Raw genomic sequence first — 16,205 nt, 5'->3', positions numbered from 1 at the left:
GCCACCGCGCGCGCGGCGGCCGGGGCACCTGTGCGTCACCGCTCGGGTGTGATGACGCGGCGGCGCGCTCGTCCGTCACCGGGCGTCCGTCACCGGGCGTCCGTGCGGGCGTGCGTCACTGCGCGGCCGCGCGCTCGTCCGCAGGGCGGCGCAGGGCGGACGGGGCGAGCGCGGGGGAGGTCCACGCGCCGTCCGGGTGGTACACGTCGGTGCCGGGCGGGACGATCGCGTCGATCCGGTCCAGTGCCGCGTCGTCCAGCACCAGCGAGGCGCCCTTCAGCAGGCCGGTCAGCTGCTCCACCGTGCGCGGGCCGATGATCACCGAGGTGACCGCCGGGTGCGCCAGCGGGAAGGCCACCGCGAGCTCCGGCAGCGTGCACCCCAACTCCTCGGCCAGCACGACCAGTTGCTCCACCGCCTCCAGCTTGCGGACGTTCACCGGCAGCGTCGGGTCGAAGCGGTGCGGGTGCAGCGCCGGCCGGCCCGAGGACATGTCCACCGTGCCGCCCCTGCGGTAGCGCCCGGTCAGGAAGCCCGACGCCAGCGGGCTCCAGGTCAGCACCCCCATCCGGTGGCGCTGCGCCACCGGCAGCACCGAGGACTCGATGCCGCGCGCCAGGATCGAGTACGGCGGCTGCTCGGTGCGGAACCGGGGCAGCGCCCGGCGCTCGGCCACCCAGTGCGACTCGACGATCTCCGCCGCCGGGAACGTCGAGCAGCCGAACGTGCGGATCTTCCCCTGCCGGACCAGGTCGCCCAGCGCGGACAGGGTCTCCTCGACGTCCGTGCGGCTGTCCGGCCGGTGCACCTGGTACAGGTCGATCCAGTCGGTGCGCAGCCGGCGCAGGCTGTCCTCCACGGCGCGCATGATCCAGCGCCGCGAGTTCCCGCCCCGGTTCGGCCCCGTCCCCATCGGGAAGTGCACCTTGGTCGCCAGCACCACGTCCTCGCGCCGGCCCTGCAGCGCCTTGCCGACGATCTCCTCCGACTCGCCCGCCGAGTACATGTCCGCGGTGTCCACGAAGTTGATCCCGTGCTCCAGCGCGGTGTGGATCAGGCGGATGCCCTCCTGGTGGTCCGGGTTGCCGACGGAGCCCAGCATCATGGTGCCCAGGCAGTGCGCGCTGACCTCGATGCCGGTGCCGCCCAGTGTGCGGTAACGCATCATCAATCCCCTTGTCCCCGTGATCGTTCGCGCGATGTGCGCCGCCGGGCACTGTAGGCGTTGGAGTGGACTCCAGCTCAACTCCTTTGTGCGCCCGGTACCGGCGCGCGGTTGTGAAGGTTTGGCGCGGGAAGCGGTGGACCCGGCGTGGCGGGGTAGCCGTCGGCAGCCACCGACGAAGCGTTGCCGAGGACAGAATGGAGTGTGCCCCGCATGCCCGTCTCCGCCGACTGGACCACCCGGGTCACCCTGCCGCACAGCCCCTACCCCGAGACGGCCGTCGAGGCGCGGCTGCGCTTCGACTCCGCCGAGCCGTACGCCGTCTGCCTGCTGTTCCCGCCGCTGCGGCCCGGTGACGAGGCGGTCGAGTGGTCGTTCGGCCGCGAGCTGCTCAACGAAGGCCGGCACGCCCCGGCCGGCCGGGGCGACGTGGTCGTCGCGCCCGGCCCCGACAGCACCGTGCACGTCACCCTGCGCGGCCACACCGGGCAGGCCGTCATCAGCATCCCCGGCGAGGCCGTCACCGGCTTCCTGATCGACTCCTTCACGCTGGTCCCCGCCGGGACCGAATCCTCGTACCTCGACCTGGACGCCGAACTCGAGCGGCTGTGCGGCTGATCCGCCGTCACCCGCGTTTCAAACCGCGTGCCACTCCAACGGATGGCTGTGGTTCGTACCCGGGCGTGTCGTGGCGGCCCGCTGCGACTCTTGCGGACACCGGGCAGTGCGCGCCGAGCGCCTGTTCCCCGGCCACCCGTTGAGAGCCGACACCCGTCGGTGCACCCTCGGAGGTACGTCATGTCCCGATTCACCACCGTGCTCGCGGCGCTGGCCGCCGCCGGGCTGATCGCCGTCGCGGCGCCCGCGACCGCCGCCACCTCGCCCCGCGCGACCGGCCTCCCGATGTGCCTCGACGTGGGCGGCGGGCGCAGCAACGGCGACTGGGCGAAGATCTGGCAGTGCCTGAGCCCCGGCTTCGGCAACCAGGACTTCGTGATCGACCGGGGCCAGATCAAGGTCCGCGACACCATCGGCACCGGCAACGAACGCTGCCTGGACGTCGGCGGCGGGCGCAGCAACGGGGACCGGGTGAAGATCTGGCAGTGTCTGAGCCCCGGCTTCGGCAACCAGGACTTCATCGTGGACCGGGGGCAGATCAAGGTCCGCGACACCGTCGGCTCGGGCCGCCCCATGTGCGTGGACGTGGGCGGCGGCCGCGACAACGGCGACCTGCTCAAGATCTGGCAGTGCCTGAGCCCCGGGTTCGGCAACCAGGACTTCACCGTCGACCGGGGCCAGATCAAGGTCCGCGACACCCTCTGACCGGACTCCGCACCGCCGGCGCAGGCCCGTCCCCGGCCTGCGCCGGCGTCCGTCGCCGCTGGCGTCCGGCGGCCGGATCGGGGAGACTCGCCCGCATGGTCTCGGTAGTGCAGAACGTGGCGATCGACTGCGCCGACGCGTACGAACTGGCCCTCTTCTGGGCCGCGGTGACGGGCCGCCCGCTCGACCCGGACGCCGCCCCCGGCGACCGGGAGACCCAGGTCGAGCTGGGCGGCGGCGGCCCGGTGCTCTACTTCAACCAGGTGCCCGAACCGAAGACGGTCAAGAACCGCGTCCACCTCTGCCTGCGCCCCGACACCCCCCGCGACACCGAAGTCACCCGCCTGCTCGCCCTCGGCGCCACCCTCGCCGCCGACCACCGCAACCCCGACGGCACCGGCTGGGCCGTCCTCACCGACCCCGAGGGCAACGAATTCTGCGTCCTGCGCAGCACCACCGAACGCACCTGAGCCCCGCCGTCAGAGGACCTGTGGGGAATCGGCGGGCACTTGCGTCTCCGTCGGATCGGTGTCGTGCCGATGAAATGCCCCACCCGTCGCGTGCCGGGACGGCGCGGACGGGTGGGGGGAATTGAATTCGGCGGGGTGTCAGTGCCGGGTGGGTTCGAATTCGGGGGTGGGGGTGGGGGCGTGGGCGGGGGTGCGGGCGGGGGTGGTGCGCAGGGGCCACCAGAGGGCGCGGCCGAGGAGGGCGGCGACGGCGGGGACGAGGACGAGGGAGAGGACGCCGGCGGAGAGCAGGATGCCGAGGGTCAGGGCGAAGGCGATCTGCTCGGTGCCGGGGGTGGCGGCCAGGGTGGCGAAGGAGCCGGCCAGGACGAGTCCGGCGGTGGCGATGGTCGGGGTGGTGTGGCGGACGGCCCGTGCCACGGCGGCGCGCGCGCTGCCGGGCTGCTGCATCTCCTCGCGGATGCGGTCGGTGATCAGGATGTTGTAGTCGGTGCCGAGGGCGACGACGAAGAGGAACAGCACCAGCGGCAGGGTGAAGCTGATGCCGGGTTCGGACTTCAGGTGCTGGAAGACCAGGGTGGCGGCGCCCAGCGTGGCGGCGAATCCCGCGCCGACGGCGAGCATCAGGACGACGGGGGCCAGCAGGCTGCGCAGGAGCAGCAGCAGGATGAGGGCGATGAGCGCGGCGGCGACCGGGAAGACCAGCTTGAGGTCGTGGTCGACGGCGGTGGAGATGTCCGTGAAGATCGCCGCGGTGCCGCCGACGTGGGCGGTCAGCCCGGCGGGGGTGTGCGCGGCGACGGCGGTCCGCAGCGGTCCGGCGATCAGGTCGCGGGCCTGCCGGCTCTGCGCGTCGGCGGTCGGGTACAGGTCGATGCGGGCGGCGAGGCCGTCGGGGCTGACGGTGGTCCGGCCGACCTGGCCGATGCCGTCGACGCGGGACAACTCGGCCGAGAGGCCGTCGAGTTGGGGAGCGGTGACGACGCCGCCGCTGTTCGCGGTGACGTACACGGTGGTCGGGTCGGAGACGCCCGCCGGCAGGGCGCGGGAGATCTCCGCGGCGGTGGCGGCGGCGGGGGTGCGGGAGGTGGCGTTGCCCTGGCCGTAGTCCATGGTGATGCCGGCGACGCCGGCGGTCAGCCCGCCCAGCAGGGCGACGGAGGCGAGCAGCAGCGCGGCCGGCCGGCGGGCGACCAGGGCGCCGAAGCGGCCCGAGACGCCGTCGCGCGGCGTGCGGCGCAGCGTGCGGGACGGCCAGAACATGCCGCGTCCGCAGGCGGCGAGCAGGGCGGGCATCAGGGTGAGGCTGGCGAGCAGCATGACCAGGACGGCGACGGCGACGGCGGGGCCGAGCGAGCGGAACTCGCCGAAGCTGGCGACGCCCAGGGTGGCGAACGCGGCGACGATGGTCAGCGCGGCGGAGGTGATCGCGGTGCCGACCCGGGCGGACACCTCGGCGGCGGCCTCACGGATGGGCTGGTCGGGGTGGGCGCGCAGCTGCTCGCGGAAGCGGAACAGCAGGAACAGCAGGTAGTCGACGCCGATGCCGAGCAGCACCACCCCGACCAGGCTCTGGGTGGACGGGGCGAGCTTCAGGCCGGCGAGCGCCGCCGCCCCGGCCACCGCGCCGGCCGCCGCGCCGCCGACGATCGAGACGGCGAGCAGCGGCAGCACCGCGGCCAGCACGCTGCGGAAGACCAGCACGTTCAGCAGCACGATCAGGCCCATCAGCAGGATGTTGCCGACCATCGCCGCCGTCTTGTTGGCGTCCGTGCTGTCGGCGGCCTCGGCGAGGCCGCCGGTGAACCCGGTGCGCAGTCCGGCCTCGGCGAAGTCGGCGCGGGCGCTGTCCCGGAACGTCCGGAAGACGTCCTGCACGCCTTCGTTGCCGGCGTCTCCGGTCAGCTCGACCGCGAGCAGTTCGAAGCTGCGGTCGGGGGCGAGCATCGCCGGGGTGACCCGGGGCGTCTGCGAGTGGTCGGGCACCAGGAACTCGGGGTCGTCCTCCTTGCGCGGCATGACGACGCGTCGCTCGCCGAGCCGGGTCGCCTCGGTCTGGACGCGCTGGTGGTCGGCGTCGGTGAGCGGCTTGCCGTCGGTGCGGGCGACCAGCACGGTGATCACGGTGGCGTCCGGGTCGAGGCCGAAGTGGTCCTCGGCGATCCGCAGCGCCGCGGCCGAGTCGTAGCTGCGGGGCAGGAAGTCCCCGGACTGCGACTGGGTGACCCGGTTGAACAGCGTCGGGCCGAGCAGGGTCAGGCCGATCCCCGCCACCAGCCATAGGACGATGACCTTCCAGGCGTTTCTGGTGGCGAATCCGGTCAGTGCGCGGATCACGAGAACCCTTCCCGAGAGACGGTCGGCGGGCCCGGGGGCCGCTGCCGTGGCCGGTGGTTTCCGGCCTGCACCCAGCTCATCAGCCGGAACGCGTCCGGACGTCGTGGCGGCGGACGATCCGCACCGAGGTCCCGGCTCCCGCCGCCCGCCGCCGCCCTGGGACCGTGCTCCCAGCGGGCACTGCCCCCGGGGCCCATGCCCGGCCCTTCGGCGCGATGCGAGAATGGCGGCATCACTGCTGATCAGAGGCCCGGCGCCGACCGGGTACCAAGGGGATGGCGCATGGACGGGCACCGGGAGGACACCGGCGGGGGCCGCAAGGGGGACGGCCTGCCGTGGAGCCAGGCCGACGCCCTGGTCGCGGTCGGTGCGGGCCTGGTGGACCTGGTCGGCCACCTGCTGTTCGCGGCGGCGGCCGGCGGCACCAGCGTGCCCGGCTTCCTGATCGCGCTCTGCTCGGGCCTGCCGCTGCTGGTGCGGCGCACCCGTCCGCTGCCGATGTTCGCCGGCGTCCTGGTGGTCCAGGTGGCCGCCAACCTGACCACGCCGGCCACCATCCACTTCGGCGCCGTCCTGTCGGTGGCGCTGTACACCCTCGCCCGGCGCTGCCGGGTCGGGGTGACCGCGGCGGCCGTCGTCGTCACCTCGGTGCTGACGGTGGTCACCCAGAGCCACTTCGCGATGCCCGCCTGGGACGCGGTGGTCGCCGCCCCGGCCTCCGCGCTGCTGGTCGCGGGCGGCGGCCTGGCCGTCTCCCGCTGGCAGCGCGAGGTGGCCGCCAACCGCCGACTGCTCGCGGACCGCGCGGTCGCCGACGAACGGCGGCGCATTGCACGGGAGTTGCACGACATCGTCGCCCACCACATCACCACCATGCAGCTGATGGCCGGCGGCGCCCGCGCCAACCTCGCCGACCCCGAGGTGGTCCGGGAGGCGCTGGTGACGCTGGAGTCCTCCGGCCGGCTGGCGCTGCGCGAGATGCGCCAACTGCTGGACGTGCTGCGGGCCGGCGACGAACCGGACGCCGCGCCGCCGGCCCCGCAGCCCGGCGCGGACGACCTCGCCCGGCTCGTCGCCGACTCCCGCCTGGCCGGCCTGCCCACCGAGCTGCACGTCCACGGCACGCCGCGCCCGCTGCCGCCGACGCTCGGCCTGACGGTCTTCCGGATCGTCCAGGAGGCGCTGACCAACGCCCGCAAGTACGCCGGCCCGACGGCCCGCGCGACCGTCCGCCTCGGCTACGGGCCGGACGCCGTCACCGTGTCGGTCCGCGACGACGGCCCCGGCGGCGCGAGCGCGTCGGCCGACAGCGGTGGCCACGGACTGATCGGCATGCGCGAACGCGCCGCCCTGCACGGCGGCGCCCTGACCTGCGGCCCGCACCCCGACGGCGGCTTCGCCGTGCTGGCCGAACTCCCCCTGACCGCCGAGGAGACGGCCGAGGCCGGACTCCAGCACGGAGAGGTGCCCGTATGAGTGCCGCCCCCGCGATCCGCGTCCTGGTCGCCGACGACCAGCCCCTGGTCCGCCGCGGACTGACGCTGATCCTCCACCCCCACCCGTCCTTCGAGGTGGTCGGCGAGGCCGAGAACGGCGAACAGGCCGTCGCCCTCGCCCACCGGCTGCGCCCCGACGTGGTGGTGATGGACCTGCGGATGCCCGTCCTGGACGGCGTCGCCGCCACCGAACAGCTCGCCCGCGAGCTGCCCGACTGCCGGGTGCTGGCGCTGTCCACCTTCGACCTGGACGAGTACGTGGTGGCCGCGCTGCGGGCCGGCGCGCACGGCTTCCTGCCGAAGGACGTCTCCCCGGAGGAGCTCGCCACCGCGATCCGCACCGTGCACGCCGGGGACGCCGTGGTCGCGCCCCGGCTGCTCACCCGCCTGATCGCCACCCACGTCCGCGCCCCGCAGCCCGCCCCCGCGGCGGCCGCCGCGCCCGTCGCCGTCGACCTCACGCCGCGCGAGCGCGAGGTGTGGCGGCTGATGGCCACCGGGCTCGACAACGGGGCGATCGCCGAGGCCATGGAGATCAGCCCGTCCACGGTGAAGAACCACATCACCGGCCTGTTCGCCAAGCTCGACGTCCGCGACCGCGCCCAGGCCGTGATCGCCGCCTACGAATCCGGCCTGATCACCCCCAACCGGGCCTGAGCGCGGGCTGGTTCGGCCCGCCCGGCAGGCCGGTTGGCCCAGGCCGGCCTCAACCGGCCTGCGGGACGGGCGGGTCGAACGGGCCGCCCGGGGTGAAGGCGAGCCGGGCGAAGTGCTCGCCGATGCGGCGGTGCGCCGCGCCGTCCGGGTGCAGGCCGTCGGGCAGCGGGAGTTCGGCATACTCGCGCTCGCCGTACAGCTCGCGGCCGTCCAGGTAGTGCAGGTACGGGTCCTCCACGGCCCGCAGGCCGACGATCCGGGCCAGCTCCTCCCGGATCACGGTCAGCGTCAGGCGTCCGGCGGCGCGCTCGGCCGGGTCGCCGGTGGCCCGGAACCGGAGCGTCCCGCCGCTGACGTCCGCCATCAGCGGGCCCGGGGTGTCCTCGTGCATCGGGCACAGCACGGGGGAGACCACCAGCAGCGGCGTGTCCGGGTGGCCCTCGCGCACGGTGTCCAGGAAGCCGTGCACCGCCGGGCCGAAGGCGCGCAGCCGCATCGCGTCGGTGTTCACCAGGTTGATGCCGATCTTCAGACTGATCAGATCGGCCCGGGCGTCCCGGATCGCCCGGGCCGTGAACGGGTCCAGCAGGGCGCTGCCGCTGAAGCCCAGGTTGACCAGCTCCACGCCGCCGCGCGCCGCCGCGACGGCCGGCCACGTCCCGGTCGGGCGGGCCGCGTCGGAGCCGTGGCTGATCGAGCTGCCGTGGTGCAGCCACACCCGGCGGCCGCGCTCCGGCAGCGGCTCCACCGGGGCGTCGGTGCGCAGCGCGACCAGCTCCGTCACCTCGTTGTGCGGCAGCCAGATCTCCACGTCCTTCGCCCGCCCCGGCAGTCCGTCGAAGCGGGCCGTCCCCACCGGGCCCTCGGTCCACTCGGCGGCCTGCGTGACCAGATCCGTGACGGTGCGCAGGCGGCCGCCCGCGACCGTGGTCTGGGCCGCGAGGCGGCCGTCGATCAGCAGGTCGTACACCCCGTCGGCGGGCGGCGGGAACCCCCGGTAGGCCCGCTTGGTCGGCAGCGTGTCCAGCTCGATCCGGGTCGCCGCCGTCCGGAACGCCACCCGGACCCCCGACGGCTGCGCCTGCGCCTGCGCCAACTGCTGGTCCGGCACCTGCCGCCGGGCCCGGGCGGGCAGGCGGTGCGGCAGCAGGCCGTGCGCCGTCTCCTCCAGGTCGAGATGGCCGCGCAGCAGCTGCGCGGTGAGGGGCGTGGTGATCCAGCCCGGTGCGGCTTCGGCGGTGGCCGCGGCGTCGGCTTCGGCTGCCATGGTGTCTCCCTTGTTCGCCTATGGGAATCATGCCGTTGCCTAAGTCATTTAGGCAAGTGGGGATGGAGCGATGGAAGAACGCTTCCCGTCGTCGGCAGCGGGCATGCCGGGTCGACGACGGGCGGGATACTTTGCGAATGACAGATGATCTGACGGTCCGACAGGCCGCCCCGACGGTCGACGAGCGCCCGCGCCGCACGCTGCGACACGACGTCTCCGGGCCCGCGCTGCTCGCCGGACTGGTGTGCGTCGCGGTGTCGTTCTCCGGACCGCTGGTGGTCGTGCTCGCCGCTGCCGCCGCCGGACGGCTGGACGCCGCGCACACCGCGTCCTGGATCTGGGCGGTGGCCATCGGCAGCGGCCTGACCTGCTTCGCCCTGAGCTGGTGGACCCGCACGCCCGTCGTCACCGCCTGGTCCACCCCGGGCGCGGCCCTGCTCGTCACCGGCCTCGGCCACTACCCCTACCGGGAAGCCGTCGGCGCGTTCCTGGTCAGCGCCGTCGCCGTCACCCTGTTCGGCGTCACCGGCTGGTTCGGACGCCTGATCGCCGCCGTCCCCGAAGGCATCCTGCACGCCATGCTGGCCGGCATCCTGTTCGGCTTCGGCGCCGGCATCTTCGGCGCCGTGCACGGCGCGCCCGTCCTGGTGCTCGGCAGCTTCGCCGCCTTCCTGCTCGCCAAACGCCTCACCCCGCGCTACGCCGTGGTGATCGCGCTGCTGGCCGGCGGGCTGCTCGCCGCGGCCACCGTCGGACTCCCGCTGCACGCCGGCGCCGGCGGCCCGACCGTCCCCGTCCTCACCGCCCCCGCGTTCTCCTGGCCCGCGCTGATCGGCCTCGCCCTGCCGCTCACCATCGTCGCCCTCGCCTCGCAGAACGCCCCCGGCCTCGGCGTGCTGCGCGCCTTCGGCTACCGCCCCGACGACCGCCTGCTGATCGGCGCCACCGGCGCGGCCTCCGTCCTGCTCGCCCCGTTCGGATCGCCCGGCGTCAACCTGGCCGCCATCACCGCCGCGATCTGCTCCGGCCCGGAGGCCCACCCCGACCCGCGCCGCCGCTACGTCGCCGGCATGTCCGCCGGGGCGCTGTACGTCCTGGTCGGCAGCTTCGGCGGCGTGCTCGTCGGCCTGTTCACCGGCCTGCCCGCGGAACTCGTCGCCGTGATCGCCGGCGTCGCCCTGCTCGGCTCCCTGCAGAGCAGCCTCGCCGCCGCGCTCGCCCCCGAAGCCGGACGCGAAGCCGCCCTGGTCACCCTCCTCGCCACCGCCTCCGGCACCACCCTGCTCGGCATCGGCGCCGCCTTCTGGGGCCTGCTCCTCGGCCTCGCCACCCACGCGATCCTCACCCCGCGTCGCACCCCCCGACCTTGAGGCCGTAAGGTCGGCCGACCAGGCAGTTCGGCGAGGAGGGGGACGGTGGAGACACCCGGGTGGTGGGACGGGCTGACGTCCGTTCACGAGGCACTGGCGGCGGCCGACCGGGCCGACGTCGAACACTGGCGCGCCCTGTCCGGCGACACCGTCGGCGCGAGCGGGTACGAGGCGCCGCCGCTGACGCTGCGGCTGGCCACCCTGGGCGCCCAGTACGCGCGCCACGCGGACGACTTCACGGACGATCAGACCCGCCGGCTCTTCGCGCTCCTGGAGAGCGTCCTGGCGGCCGAGGGCGCGGAGGCCGACGCCGTGGCCGCCGGCTTCTTCGAGGCCCTGCTGAACGCCTGGGACAACGGCTTCGACCTCGCCCGGACCTGGCCGTCCGTCGGCCCCGAGTCCCGCGCCTACTGCCTGGCCTGGAACGACTTCACCGGCGTCCGCACCCCCGCCTGGATGCGCCCGCGCCCGACCCGCGCCCGCCGCCTGCTCACCGCCCTGCGCCGGGCCTGACAGCGTCACCGGGACGTGGACCTCGCCGGACCGGCGGCCGACCGCCGTGCGCGGTCAAATGCCGTGGGGTCAGCCGGACTTGGCGACCTTGAGGACCTTTCCGGTGGCGCCCGTGCTGAGGTAGCCGCCGCCGTGGTAGTCGTCGGAGAGGTAGTAGCGCAGGGTGATCTCGTCGGCGAACCAGCCGTAGTCGACCAGCAGGTAGCGGGAGGTGGGGGCGGGGACGGCGAGTTCGGTCCGGGCCTTGGTGAAGGTGTCGGGGAGCCGGGTCCAGTCGATCCGGGTGAGGTCGACGGGCTTGTCGTTGGGGCCGAGGGTGCCGCCGGGCCGGGTGGTGAGCTTGCCGGCGCGGTAGGTGAGCTCGTCGTAGTGCTTCGGGTTGTCCTTGGTGACCGCCCGGGCGGAGGCGTGGTCGGGATAGATCACCAGTTGGGTGATGGTGGCGTTGCCGGTGGCGGCGCGGATGGTCTCGGCGAGGTCGCGGGCGCCGTCGGGGGTGAGCAGGTCCGCGGTGGTGGAACCGGGAGCGGGCGCGGGGACGCCGCCGGTGCGGGCGGCGGAGGCGGCGGGGGCGGCGGCAGCGGTGCGGGCAGGGTCGCCGGCGGTGCCCGGGGCAGCGGTGTGGAACCGGTCGGCGAGGGACCAGCCGAGCAGGCCGAGCACCGCCACGCCGGCCACCGCGAGGGCCGCGCGGCCGGTGCGCCGACGGCGGCGGGGGAGCGCGGGCAGCGTCGGGGCGTCGAGTCCGGTGGGGGAGTAGGGGGCGTTCAGCAGGGTCGGGGAGTACGCCTCGCCCTGCTCGGCGGCGGCGAAGAGCCGGTCGAGCTGCTCGGGCGCGGGGCGGGCAGCCGGGTCGCGGGCGAGCAGCGCGGTGAGGGCGGCGCCGAGCGGGCCGCAGCGGACCGGCGGCGGGAGGGGCTCGTCCAGGACGGCGGCCAGCGTGGCGAGGGTGGTGGCGCGGCGCAGCGGGTGGTGGCCCTCGACGGCGACGTACAGCGTCATGCCGAGCGACCACAGGTCGGAGGACGGGTCGCCCTCCAGACCGCGGATGCGTTCGGGCGCGATGAACTCGGGCGAGCCGATCAGCGCGCCCGTCGCGGTGAGGCTGGTGGACTCGCTGAGCGCGGCGATGCCGAAGTCGGTGAGCACGGGGGTGCCGTCGGCGCGCAGCAGGATGTTGGCGGGCTTGACGTCGCGGTGCTGGATGCCGGCGGCGTGCGCGGCCCGCAGCGCGGACAGGACGCCGCGGCCGACCCGGGCCGCCTGCTGCGGGGTGAGCGGGCCGTGGGCGAGCCGGTCCTGGAGGGAGCCGCCCGCGACGAGTTCCATCACCAGCCACGGGTGCGGGAGCAGCGGCGTGTCGACGATGTGGTGGATGGTCACCACGTGCGGGTGCTGCAGCCGGGCCAGCGCGCGGGCCTCGCGCAGCACCCGTTCGCGCAGTTCGAACGCGGCGGCCGGGTCGGCGGCGAGCACGGCCGGGTCCGGCGGCCGCACCTCCTTGAGGGCGACCTCGCGCTCCAGCACGGTGTCGCGGGCCCGCCACACCAGCCCCATGCCGCCGCCGCCGAGCCGCCCCAGCAACTCGAAACGCCCGTCGATGAGTTGGGCGTCCGCGCCCCCTGTCGTCATGGCGGTCATCGTAGGGGCAGCGGCGGACAGCCCCCGCGCGCCGTGCCCCTACCGCCGCGCCTTCGGGTCGCCCGGGTCGGGGCTCGCCACCCGTTCCTCGCTCGGCCAGTCGTGCGTCACGGTCGGCGGACGGCCCTCCGCGCGGTGGTCCTCGCGGACCCGCCGGCGCAGCGTGCCGCCGGGGAGGGCCGAGCCGGTCGGCCAGTCGTGCGTCACGGTCGGCGGACGCCCCTCGGCCCGGTGGTCCTCGCGCGGCTCCCCGCTGTGCGCGAGCCTGCCCTCCGCGTAGCCCTGCTGCTCACGGTCCTGCTCCGGCGTGGGCACGCCGCCCGCACCGCCCTGCGGGATCTCCTCCATGGCACCGGCTCCCTTCCGGTCGGAGTGGTTCTCCTCGGCGGGTGCCCGATCGTCCGGAATCCAATCCTCCGGGACGGGCCGACGGGCACCGGTCACAGGCCGTAGCGGCGGCCGGACTCCTCGGACTGGGCGAGGCGGCGGAGGTTGAGGAGGACGGGTTCGAAGAGGACGGCGGCGGCGACGGCGTATTCGGCCTGTTCACGGGGGGTGGGGAGGAGTTCCATGCGGTCGAGGTCGTAGCCGGCGGCCTGGCGCATGGTGCGGGCGTAGGGGAGCAGGTCGTCGGCGTCGAGCGGGTAGCCGAGGCGGAGCAGGGTGGCGAGGGCGGAGACCAGGGCGCGGTGGGCGGGGGAGAGGTCGCCGACCTCGCGGGCGGTGGTCCAGTCGAGGCGGGCGAGCAGGTCGTCGACGAGGGTGCGGGCGTCGGCGGCGGACGGGTCGTCGGCGGGTCCGGGGGCGGGGTCGGCGGTGGGGTGCGGCAGTTCCCACAGGGCCGCGCCGAGGCGGACGGTGAGGCCGAGGGAGTCGTCGTCGATGTGCGCGAGGACCTCGCGGACGGTGGCCACCGGGATGCGTCCGACCTGGATCATCGCCCGGACCAGGCGCAGGCGTCGCAGGTGCGCGTCGTCGTACTCGGCCTGGGTGGCGTTGATCAGGCGGCCGGGCGGGAGCAGTCCCTCGCGCAGGTAGTACTTGATGGTGGCGGGGGCGACGCCGCTGCGTTCGCTGAGATCTGCCAGGCGCATCCCCTTGTGCCCTCCGTCGGTGAGTGCCACTATCCAAGCCATTGATGAGTGGGGCTATCCAATCACGGACGGCCCGACGAGAGGGGGACGCGCCATGTTCGCCAAGCCGATACCGGGCCGCACCACCGCCGCCGCCGAGGGGAAGGTCGTCCTCTTCCTGATCGGCATGCGGATCAACCACTTCTGGGCGCCGCACCACTGGCTGCCGGTGTTCCTCGCGATGCCGCGGATGCTGCGCGAGCTCTCCCGCGACCCGGACAGCGGACTGCTCGGCCACCAGCTGCTCAGCGGCTCGCCGCGCACCTACTACGTGGTCCAGTACTGGGAGTCCGAGGAGAAGCTGCTCGCCTACGCCGCCGCGCCGCAGCTGCTGCACCGCAAGGCCTGGTCGATGATCAACCGGTTCGAGCGCAAGTCCCGGCAGCACGTGGGCATTTGGCACGAGACGTACATCGTGCCGCCCGGCAACTACGAGTCGATCTACGGCGACATGCCGCCGTACGGCCTCGGCGCCGCCACCGGCACCCTCCCGATCGAGCGGCGCGGCGCGACCGCCCGGCAGCGCCTCGCGCACGGCGGGCGGGACTGAGCTCCGACCCCGGTGACCTGGGGGCTGGTCGGGAGCGGCCGCCGGGCGGTGGATACAGTTCGGGCTCGACACGGCGCCCGCGGGACGGGCGTCGGCGGGGCTGAACCGAGTGAGGACGCGGTGCGGGAGAGCGGTTTCGGGACGTTGGACGCGGTGGCGGGCGGGGAGCTGGCGGCGCGCTGGTGGAAGTGGGCGCTGTCGGCGCCGCAGGAGCGCTCGCCGGTCGCGGACACCACCGGCGAGTTCGCCGACTGGCAGCAGCCGGAGGACGTCCGGTTCCTGGCCGGCACCTACGGCGGCCGGGTGGTGCGGCGGTGCCGGATCCCCGCCGGGCGGCCGCTGTTCTTCCCCGTGATCAACACCCAGCGTCTCGCCCTCGGCTTCTCCGGCCGCCCGTGGCGGCTCGACCTGGAGCGGGCCGCGGCCGACCTGAACGGAAACCCGCTGGCGGTCCAGGAGTTCGCCTCGCGGCGGTTCCTGGCCCTCGGCCTGCCGCGGGTCGCCTGGGGCATGTGGAGCTCGGTCGAGCCGCTCACGCCCGGGCAGTACGTGCTGACGATCAAGGGCGCGTCCGGCGACTTCGTGGTGGACACCACCTACCACCTGGACGTCGCCGCCTCCTGACACCGACCGCCCGGCCCGCCGGGAGGGCAAAGTTTACCGACTTGTGTCCATGACAACATGTCAGAAGTGTGGACCACGAACGGCCGCTTCCGTAGCTTCGGTGCCTCCCGGTGACAGTGCGATCGCCGAACTCCCGTGCGCCATCGGCGATGCGGCGCTGCCACGCAGCGTGCTCCGAAACGGAGGAACCATGCGTGCCACCCGTAGGACCCTGACCCTGCTGGCCGGCGTCCCGCTCGCCGCGGCCGCCCTGCTCGCGCTGAGCGCCGGCCCCGCCGGCGCCGCGATACCGATCAACACGCCGATGACCGGCAAGGCCACCTACTTCACCGACACCGGCTACGGCGCCTGCGGCACCCAGATCAACGCCGGCACCCAACTGCTGGTCGCCGTCCCCGCCGCCTGGTGGACCACCGCCAACCCGAACAACGACCCGCTCTGCAAGGGCATCTCGGTCAAGGTCAGCTACCAGGGCAAGACCCTCACCCTGCCGGTCAAGGACAAGTGCCCGACCTGCGCCTCCACCCACCTCGACCTCAGCAAGCCCGCCTTCGCCCAGTTCGCGCCGCTCGACCAGGGCGTCATCAACGGCATCAGCTGGCAGTTCGTGCAGACCACTCTCGGCGGCCGGACCGTCGCCCTGACCGCCCCCGTCACCGGCACCGCCGGCTGACCCGCCGCCCGGGAACCGGACCCCGCCGACGCGGCAGTGCGCCGCACCAGTGGTCGTCGAGAACGGCGGCCCGGTTCCCGGGCGTCCACCGTGACGCTCGTCATGCCCGCCCCGGGCGGAAAGCGGCGGGAGTCCGGCATCCGGCGGATGTGAAGGATGTGATGATGGGCCGGTCATGAAGGCTGGACGAGTCGTACGGGCAGGCCGGGCCGCGGTGTTCGCGGCCGGCTGCGTGCTGCTCGCCGCCGTCGCCCACGTCCTGATGTCCGGCCGGTCCGTCGGCACGCCCGTGCTGGCGGCCGCGTTCGCCGCGACGGCCGGGCTCGGCTGGCTGACCGCCCGACGGGAACGCGGGCCGCTGCTGGTCACCGCGCTGACCGTCGGCGTCCAGGCCGCCCTGCACACCTGGTTCTCGCTCGGCCAGGCCGCCACCGCGGCGGCCGCCGCCCCCACCGACGGGCTCGCCGCCCGGTGGGCCCGCCTGCTGCTGTGCAACGCCGGCCCGCTGAGCGACGACCAGGCCGCCCGGCTGGTGGAGGCCGCCGGCCTCGACCCGGGCACCGTCCCCGGCGACGGGCTGACCGTCACGCTCGCCGACCCCGCCGCCACGCCGATGCCCGGCATGGCGCACCACGCCGCGACGATGGCGGCCGGACAGCACGGCGGCACCGGCATGCTCGCCGCCCACCTGCTGGCCGCGCTGCTGCTCGGCCTCTGGCTGGCCGCCGGCGAGCGCGCCGTGCACGGCCTGGCCCGGACCGTCGCCGCCCACCTGTTCGCGCCCGTCCTGCTGCTGCTCCGCACCGTCCGGCCCGCCCGGCCGCCGCTGCGCCGACGCCGCCCCCGGGCCACCGCCCGACTGCCCCGGTCGCGGCTGCTCGTCCACTCCCTCGCCACTCGGGGACCGCCGAGGACCGCCGCCGTCCACTGACGGCCCGTCCCACCCGGGCAGCGCCCCCGCCCGCCACCGTCACGCCCGCCGGGCC

Annotated in this window: 17 protein-coding genes; 11 read left to right on the top strand and 6 right to left on the bottom strand. The window is 74.7% G+C overall.

Features of this window, described 5'->3' with window-relative positions; genetic code table 11:
- Positions 1 to 115 precede the first annotated feature (115 nt).
- The gene (locus tag ACWEMJ_RS12375) at positions 116 to 1,165 is read right to left on the bottom strand and encodes an aldo/keto reductase (RefSeq protein WP_452136956.1); all 1,050 of its coding nucleotides are present in this window, start codon (positions 1,163 to 1,165) and stop codon (positions 116 to 118) included.
- Positions 1,166 to 1,378: 213 nt separating this feature from the next.
- On the opposite strand from ACWEMJ_RS12375, the gene ACWEMJ_RS12370 reads away from it, so the two are divergent.
- The 3 genes from ACWEMJ_RS12370 to ACWEMJ_RS12360 all read left to right on the top strand — a co-directional run bounded on the left by ACWEMJ_RS12370 (position 1,379) and on the right by ACWEMJ_RS12360 (position 2,958).
- The gene (locus ACWEMJ_RS12370) at positions 1,379 to 1,783 is read left to right on the top strand and encodes an SsgA family sporulation/cell division regulator (RefSeq protein ID WP_452136955.1); all 405 of its coding nucleotides are present in this window, start codon (positions 1,379 to 1,381) and stop codon (positions 1,781 to 1,783) included.
- A 180-nt stretch (positions 1,784 to 1,963) separates the two neighbouring features.
- Positions 1,964 to 2,488 (top strand): ricin-type beta-trefoil lectin domain protein, encoded by a 525-nt coding sequence (locus ACWEMJ_RS12365; RefSeq protein ID WP_452136954.1) that lies wholly within the window; start codon positions 1,964 to 1,966, stop codon positions 2,486 to 2,488.
- Positions 2,489 to 2,583: 95 nt separating this feature from the next.
- Positions 2,584 to 2,958, top strand: coding sequence for a VOC family protein (locus ACWEMJ_RS12360; RefSeq protein WP_452136953.1), 375 nt, complete (start codon positions 2,584 to 2,586; stop codon positions 2,956 to 2,958).
- Between the two features lie 138 nt (positions 2,959 to 3,096).
- Here the strand turns inward: ACWEMJ_RS12360 and ACWEMJ_RS12355 are convergent, their stop codons facing one another.
- Positions 3,097 to 5,295, bottom strand: coding sequence for an MMPL family transporter (locus tag ACWEMJ_RS12355; protein ID WP_452136952.1), 2,199 nt, complete (start codon positions 5,293 to 5,295; stop codon positions 3,097 to 3,099).
- 282 nt (positions 5,296 to 5,577) lie between these two features.
- Between ACWEMJ_RS12355 and ACWEMJ_RS12350 the strand changes: the two genes are divergently transcribed.
- Together ACWEMJ_RS12350 and ACWEMJ_RS12345 are read left to right on the top strand one after the other, a co-directional pair.
- Positions 5,578 to 6,771, top strand: coding sequence for a sensor histidine kinase (locus tag ACWEMJ_RS12350; RefSeq protein ID WP_452136951.1), 1,194 nt, complete (start codon positions 5,578 to 5,580; stop codon positions 6,769 to 6,771).
- On the top strand, positions 6,768 to 7,448 hold the full coding sequence (locus tag ACWEMJ_RS12345) for a response regulator (protein WP_452136950.1): 681 nt from the start codon (positions 6,768 to 6,770) through the stop codon (positions 7,446 to 7,448). The genes ACWEMJ_RS12350 and ACWEMJ_RS12345 overlap by 4 nt, the downstream gene beginning before the upstream one ends.
- Before the next feature lie 49 nt (positions 7,449 to 7,497).
- Here ACWEMJ_RS12345 and ACWEMJ_RS12340 read toward each other — a convergent pair whose 3' ends face one another.
- The gene (locus ACWEMJ_RS12340; RefSeq protein ID WP_452136949.1) at positions 7,498 to 8,715 is read right to left on the bottom strand and encodes an SGNH/GDSL hydrolase family protein; all 1,218 of its coding nucleotides are present in this window, start codon (positions 8,713 to 8,715) and stop codon (positions 7,498 to 7,500) included.
- A gap of 137 nt (positions 8,716 to 8,852) precedes the next feature.
- Here ACWEMJ_RS12340 and ACWEMJ_RS12335 point away from each other — a divergent pair, with 137 nt between their 5' ends.
- Positions 8,853 to 10,085 carry a benzoate/H(+) symporter BenE family transporter gene (locus ACWEMJ_RS12335; RefSeq protein ID WP_452136948.1) on the top strand — a complete coding sequence of 411 codons (1,233 nt, stop codon included), beginning with the start codon at positions 8,853 to 8,855 and terminating at the stop codon, positions 10,083 to 10,085.
- Between the two features lie 45 nt (positions 10,086 to 10,130).
- Complete coding sequence (locus ACWEMJ_RS12330) at positions 10,131 to 10,598, top strand: hypothetical protein (RefSeq protein WP_452136947.1); 468 nt, start codon at positions 10,131 to 10,133, stop codon at positions 10,596 to 10,598.
- Positions 10,599 to 10,667: 69 nt separating this feature from the next.
- Here the strand turns inward: ACWEMJ_RS12330 and ACWEMJ_RS12325 are convergent, their stop codons facing one another.
- The 3 genes from ACWEMJ_RS12325 to ACWEMJ_RS12315 form a co-directional block, all read right to left on the bottom strand.
- Positions 10,668 to 12,230 carry a protein kinase domain-containing protein gene (locus ACWEMJ_RS12325; protein WP_452136946.1) on the bottom strand — a complete coding sequence of 521 codons (1,563 nt, stop codon included), beginning with the start codon at positions 12,228 to 12,230 and terminating at the stop codon, positions 10,668 to 10,670.
- Positions 12,231 to 12,278: 48 nt separating this feature from the next.
- Positions 12,279 to 12,587: a hypothetical protein gene (locus ACWEMJ_RS12320; protein ID WP_452136945.1), complete on the bottom strand. Its 309-nt coding sequence runs from the start codon at positions 12,585 to 12,587 to the stop codon at positions 12,279 to 12,281.
- 92 nt (positions 12,588 to 12,679) lie between these two features.
- Positions 12,680 to 13,333 (bottom strand): MerR family transcriptional regulator, encoded by a 654-nt coding sequence (locus tag ACWEMJ_RS12315; protein ID WP_452136944.1) that lies wholly within the window; start codon positions 13,331 to 13,333, stop codon positions 12,680 to 12,682.
- Positions 13,334 to 13,427: 94 nt separating this feature from the next.
- Between ACWEMJ_RS12315 and ACWEMJ_RS12310 the strand changes: the two genes are divergently transcribed.
- From ACWEMJ_RS12310 to ACWEMJ_RS12295, 4 genes are all read left to right on the top strand, one after another.
- Positions 13,428 to 13,922 (top strand): DUF4188 domain-containing protein, encoded by a 495-nt coding sequence (locus ACWEMJ_RS12310; protein ID WP_452136943.1) that lies wholly within the window; start codon positions 13,428 to 13,430, stop codon positions 13,920 to 13,922.
- Positions 13,923 to 14,042: 120 nt separating this feature from the next.
- Positions 14,043 to 14,546, top strand: coding sequence for a hypothetical protein (locus tag ACWEMJ_RS12305; protein WP_452136942.1), 504 nt, complete (start codon positions 14,043 to 14,045; stop codon positions 14,544 to 14,546).
- Positions 14,547 to 14,736: 190 nt separating this feature from the next.
- Positions 14,737 to 15,219 carry a cysteine/serine endopeptidase inhibitor gene (locus tag ACWEMJ_RS12300; protein ID WP_452136941.1) on the top strand — a complete coding sequence of 161 codons (483 nt, stop codon included), beginning with the start codon at positions 14,737 to 14,739 and terminating at the stop codon, positions 15,217 to 15,219.
- A gap of 175 nt (positions 15,220 to 15,394) precedes the next feature.
- Positions 15,395 to 16,150, top strand: a complete 756-nt coding sequence (locus tag ACWEMJ_RS12295; protein ID WP_452136940.1) for a PE-PGRS family protein — start codon at positions 15,395 to 15,397, stop codon at positions 16,148 to 16,150.
- The last annotated feature ends 55 nt before the right edge of the window (positions 16,151 to 16,205 follow it).

Source organism: Kitasatospora sp. NPDC004531 (assembly GCF_053602195.1).
The sequence above is the reverse complement of the archived record's forward strand: the minus strand, read 5'-3'. Positions and strand labels throughout refer to the sequence as shown.

Bases quoted from the DNA above. Each gene is read 5' to 3' on its own strand.
- ACWEMJ_RS12375 (WP_452136956.1), bottom strand. From the start codon at position 1,165: ATGCGTTACCGCACACTGGGCGGCACCGGCATCGAGGTCAGCGCGCAC.
- ACWEMJ_RS12370 (WP_452136955.1), top strand. From the start codon at position 1,379: ATGCCCGTCTCCGCCGACTGGACCACCCGGGTCACCCTGCCGCACAGC.
- ACWEMJ_RS12365 (WP_452136954.1), top strand. From the start codon at position 1,964: ATGTCCCGATTCACCACCGTGCTCGCGGCGCTGGCCGCCGCCGGGCTG.
- ACWEMJ_RS12360 (WP_452136953.1), top strand. From the start codon at position 2,584: ATGGTCTCGGTAGTGCAGAACGTGGCGATCGACTGCGCCGACGCGTAC.
- ACWEMJ_RS12350 (WP_452136951.1), top strand. From the start codon at position 5,578: ATGGACGGGCACCGGGAGGACACCGGCGGGGGCCGCAAGGGGGACGGC.
- ACWEMJ_RS12345 (WP_452136950.1), top strand. From the start codon at position 6,768: ATGAGTGCCGCCCCCGCGATCCGCGTCCTGGTCGCCGACGACCAGCCC.
- ACWEMJ_RS12340 (WP_452136949.1), bottom strand. From the start codon at position 8,715: ATGGCAGCCGAAGCCGACGCCGCGGCCACCGCCGAAGCCGCACCGGGC.
- ACWEMJ_RS12335 (WP_452136948.1), top strand. From the start codon at position 8,853: ATGACAGATGATCTGACGGTCCGACAGGCCGCCCCGACGGTCGACGAG.
- ACWEMJ_RS12325 (WP_452136946.1), bottom strand. From the start codon at position 12,230: ATGACGACAGGGGGCGCGGACGCCCAACTCATCGACGGGCGTTTCGAG.
- ACWEMJ_RS12320 (WP_452136945.1), bottom strand. From the start codon at position 12,587: ATGGAGGAGATCCCGCAGGGCGGTGCGGGCGGCGTGCCCACGCCGGAG.
- ACWEMJ_RS12315 (WP_452136944.1), bottom strand. From the start codon at position 13,333: ATGCGCCTGGCAGATCTCAGCGAACGCAGCGGCGTCGCCCCCGCCACC.
- ACWEMJ_RS12310 (WP_452136943.1), top strand. From the start codon at position 13,428: ATGTTCGCCAAGCCGATACCGGGCCGCACCACCGCCGCCGCCGAGGGG.
- ACWEMJ_RS12300 (WP_452136941.1), top strand. From the start codon at position 14,737: ATGCGTGCCACCCGTAGGACCCTGACCCTGCTGGCCGGCGTCCCGCTC.
- ACWEMJ_RS12295 (WP_452136940.1), top strand. From the start codon at position 15,395: ATGAAGGCTGGACGAGTCGTACGGGCAGGCCGGGCCGCGGTGTTCGCG.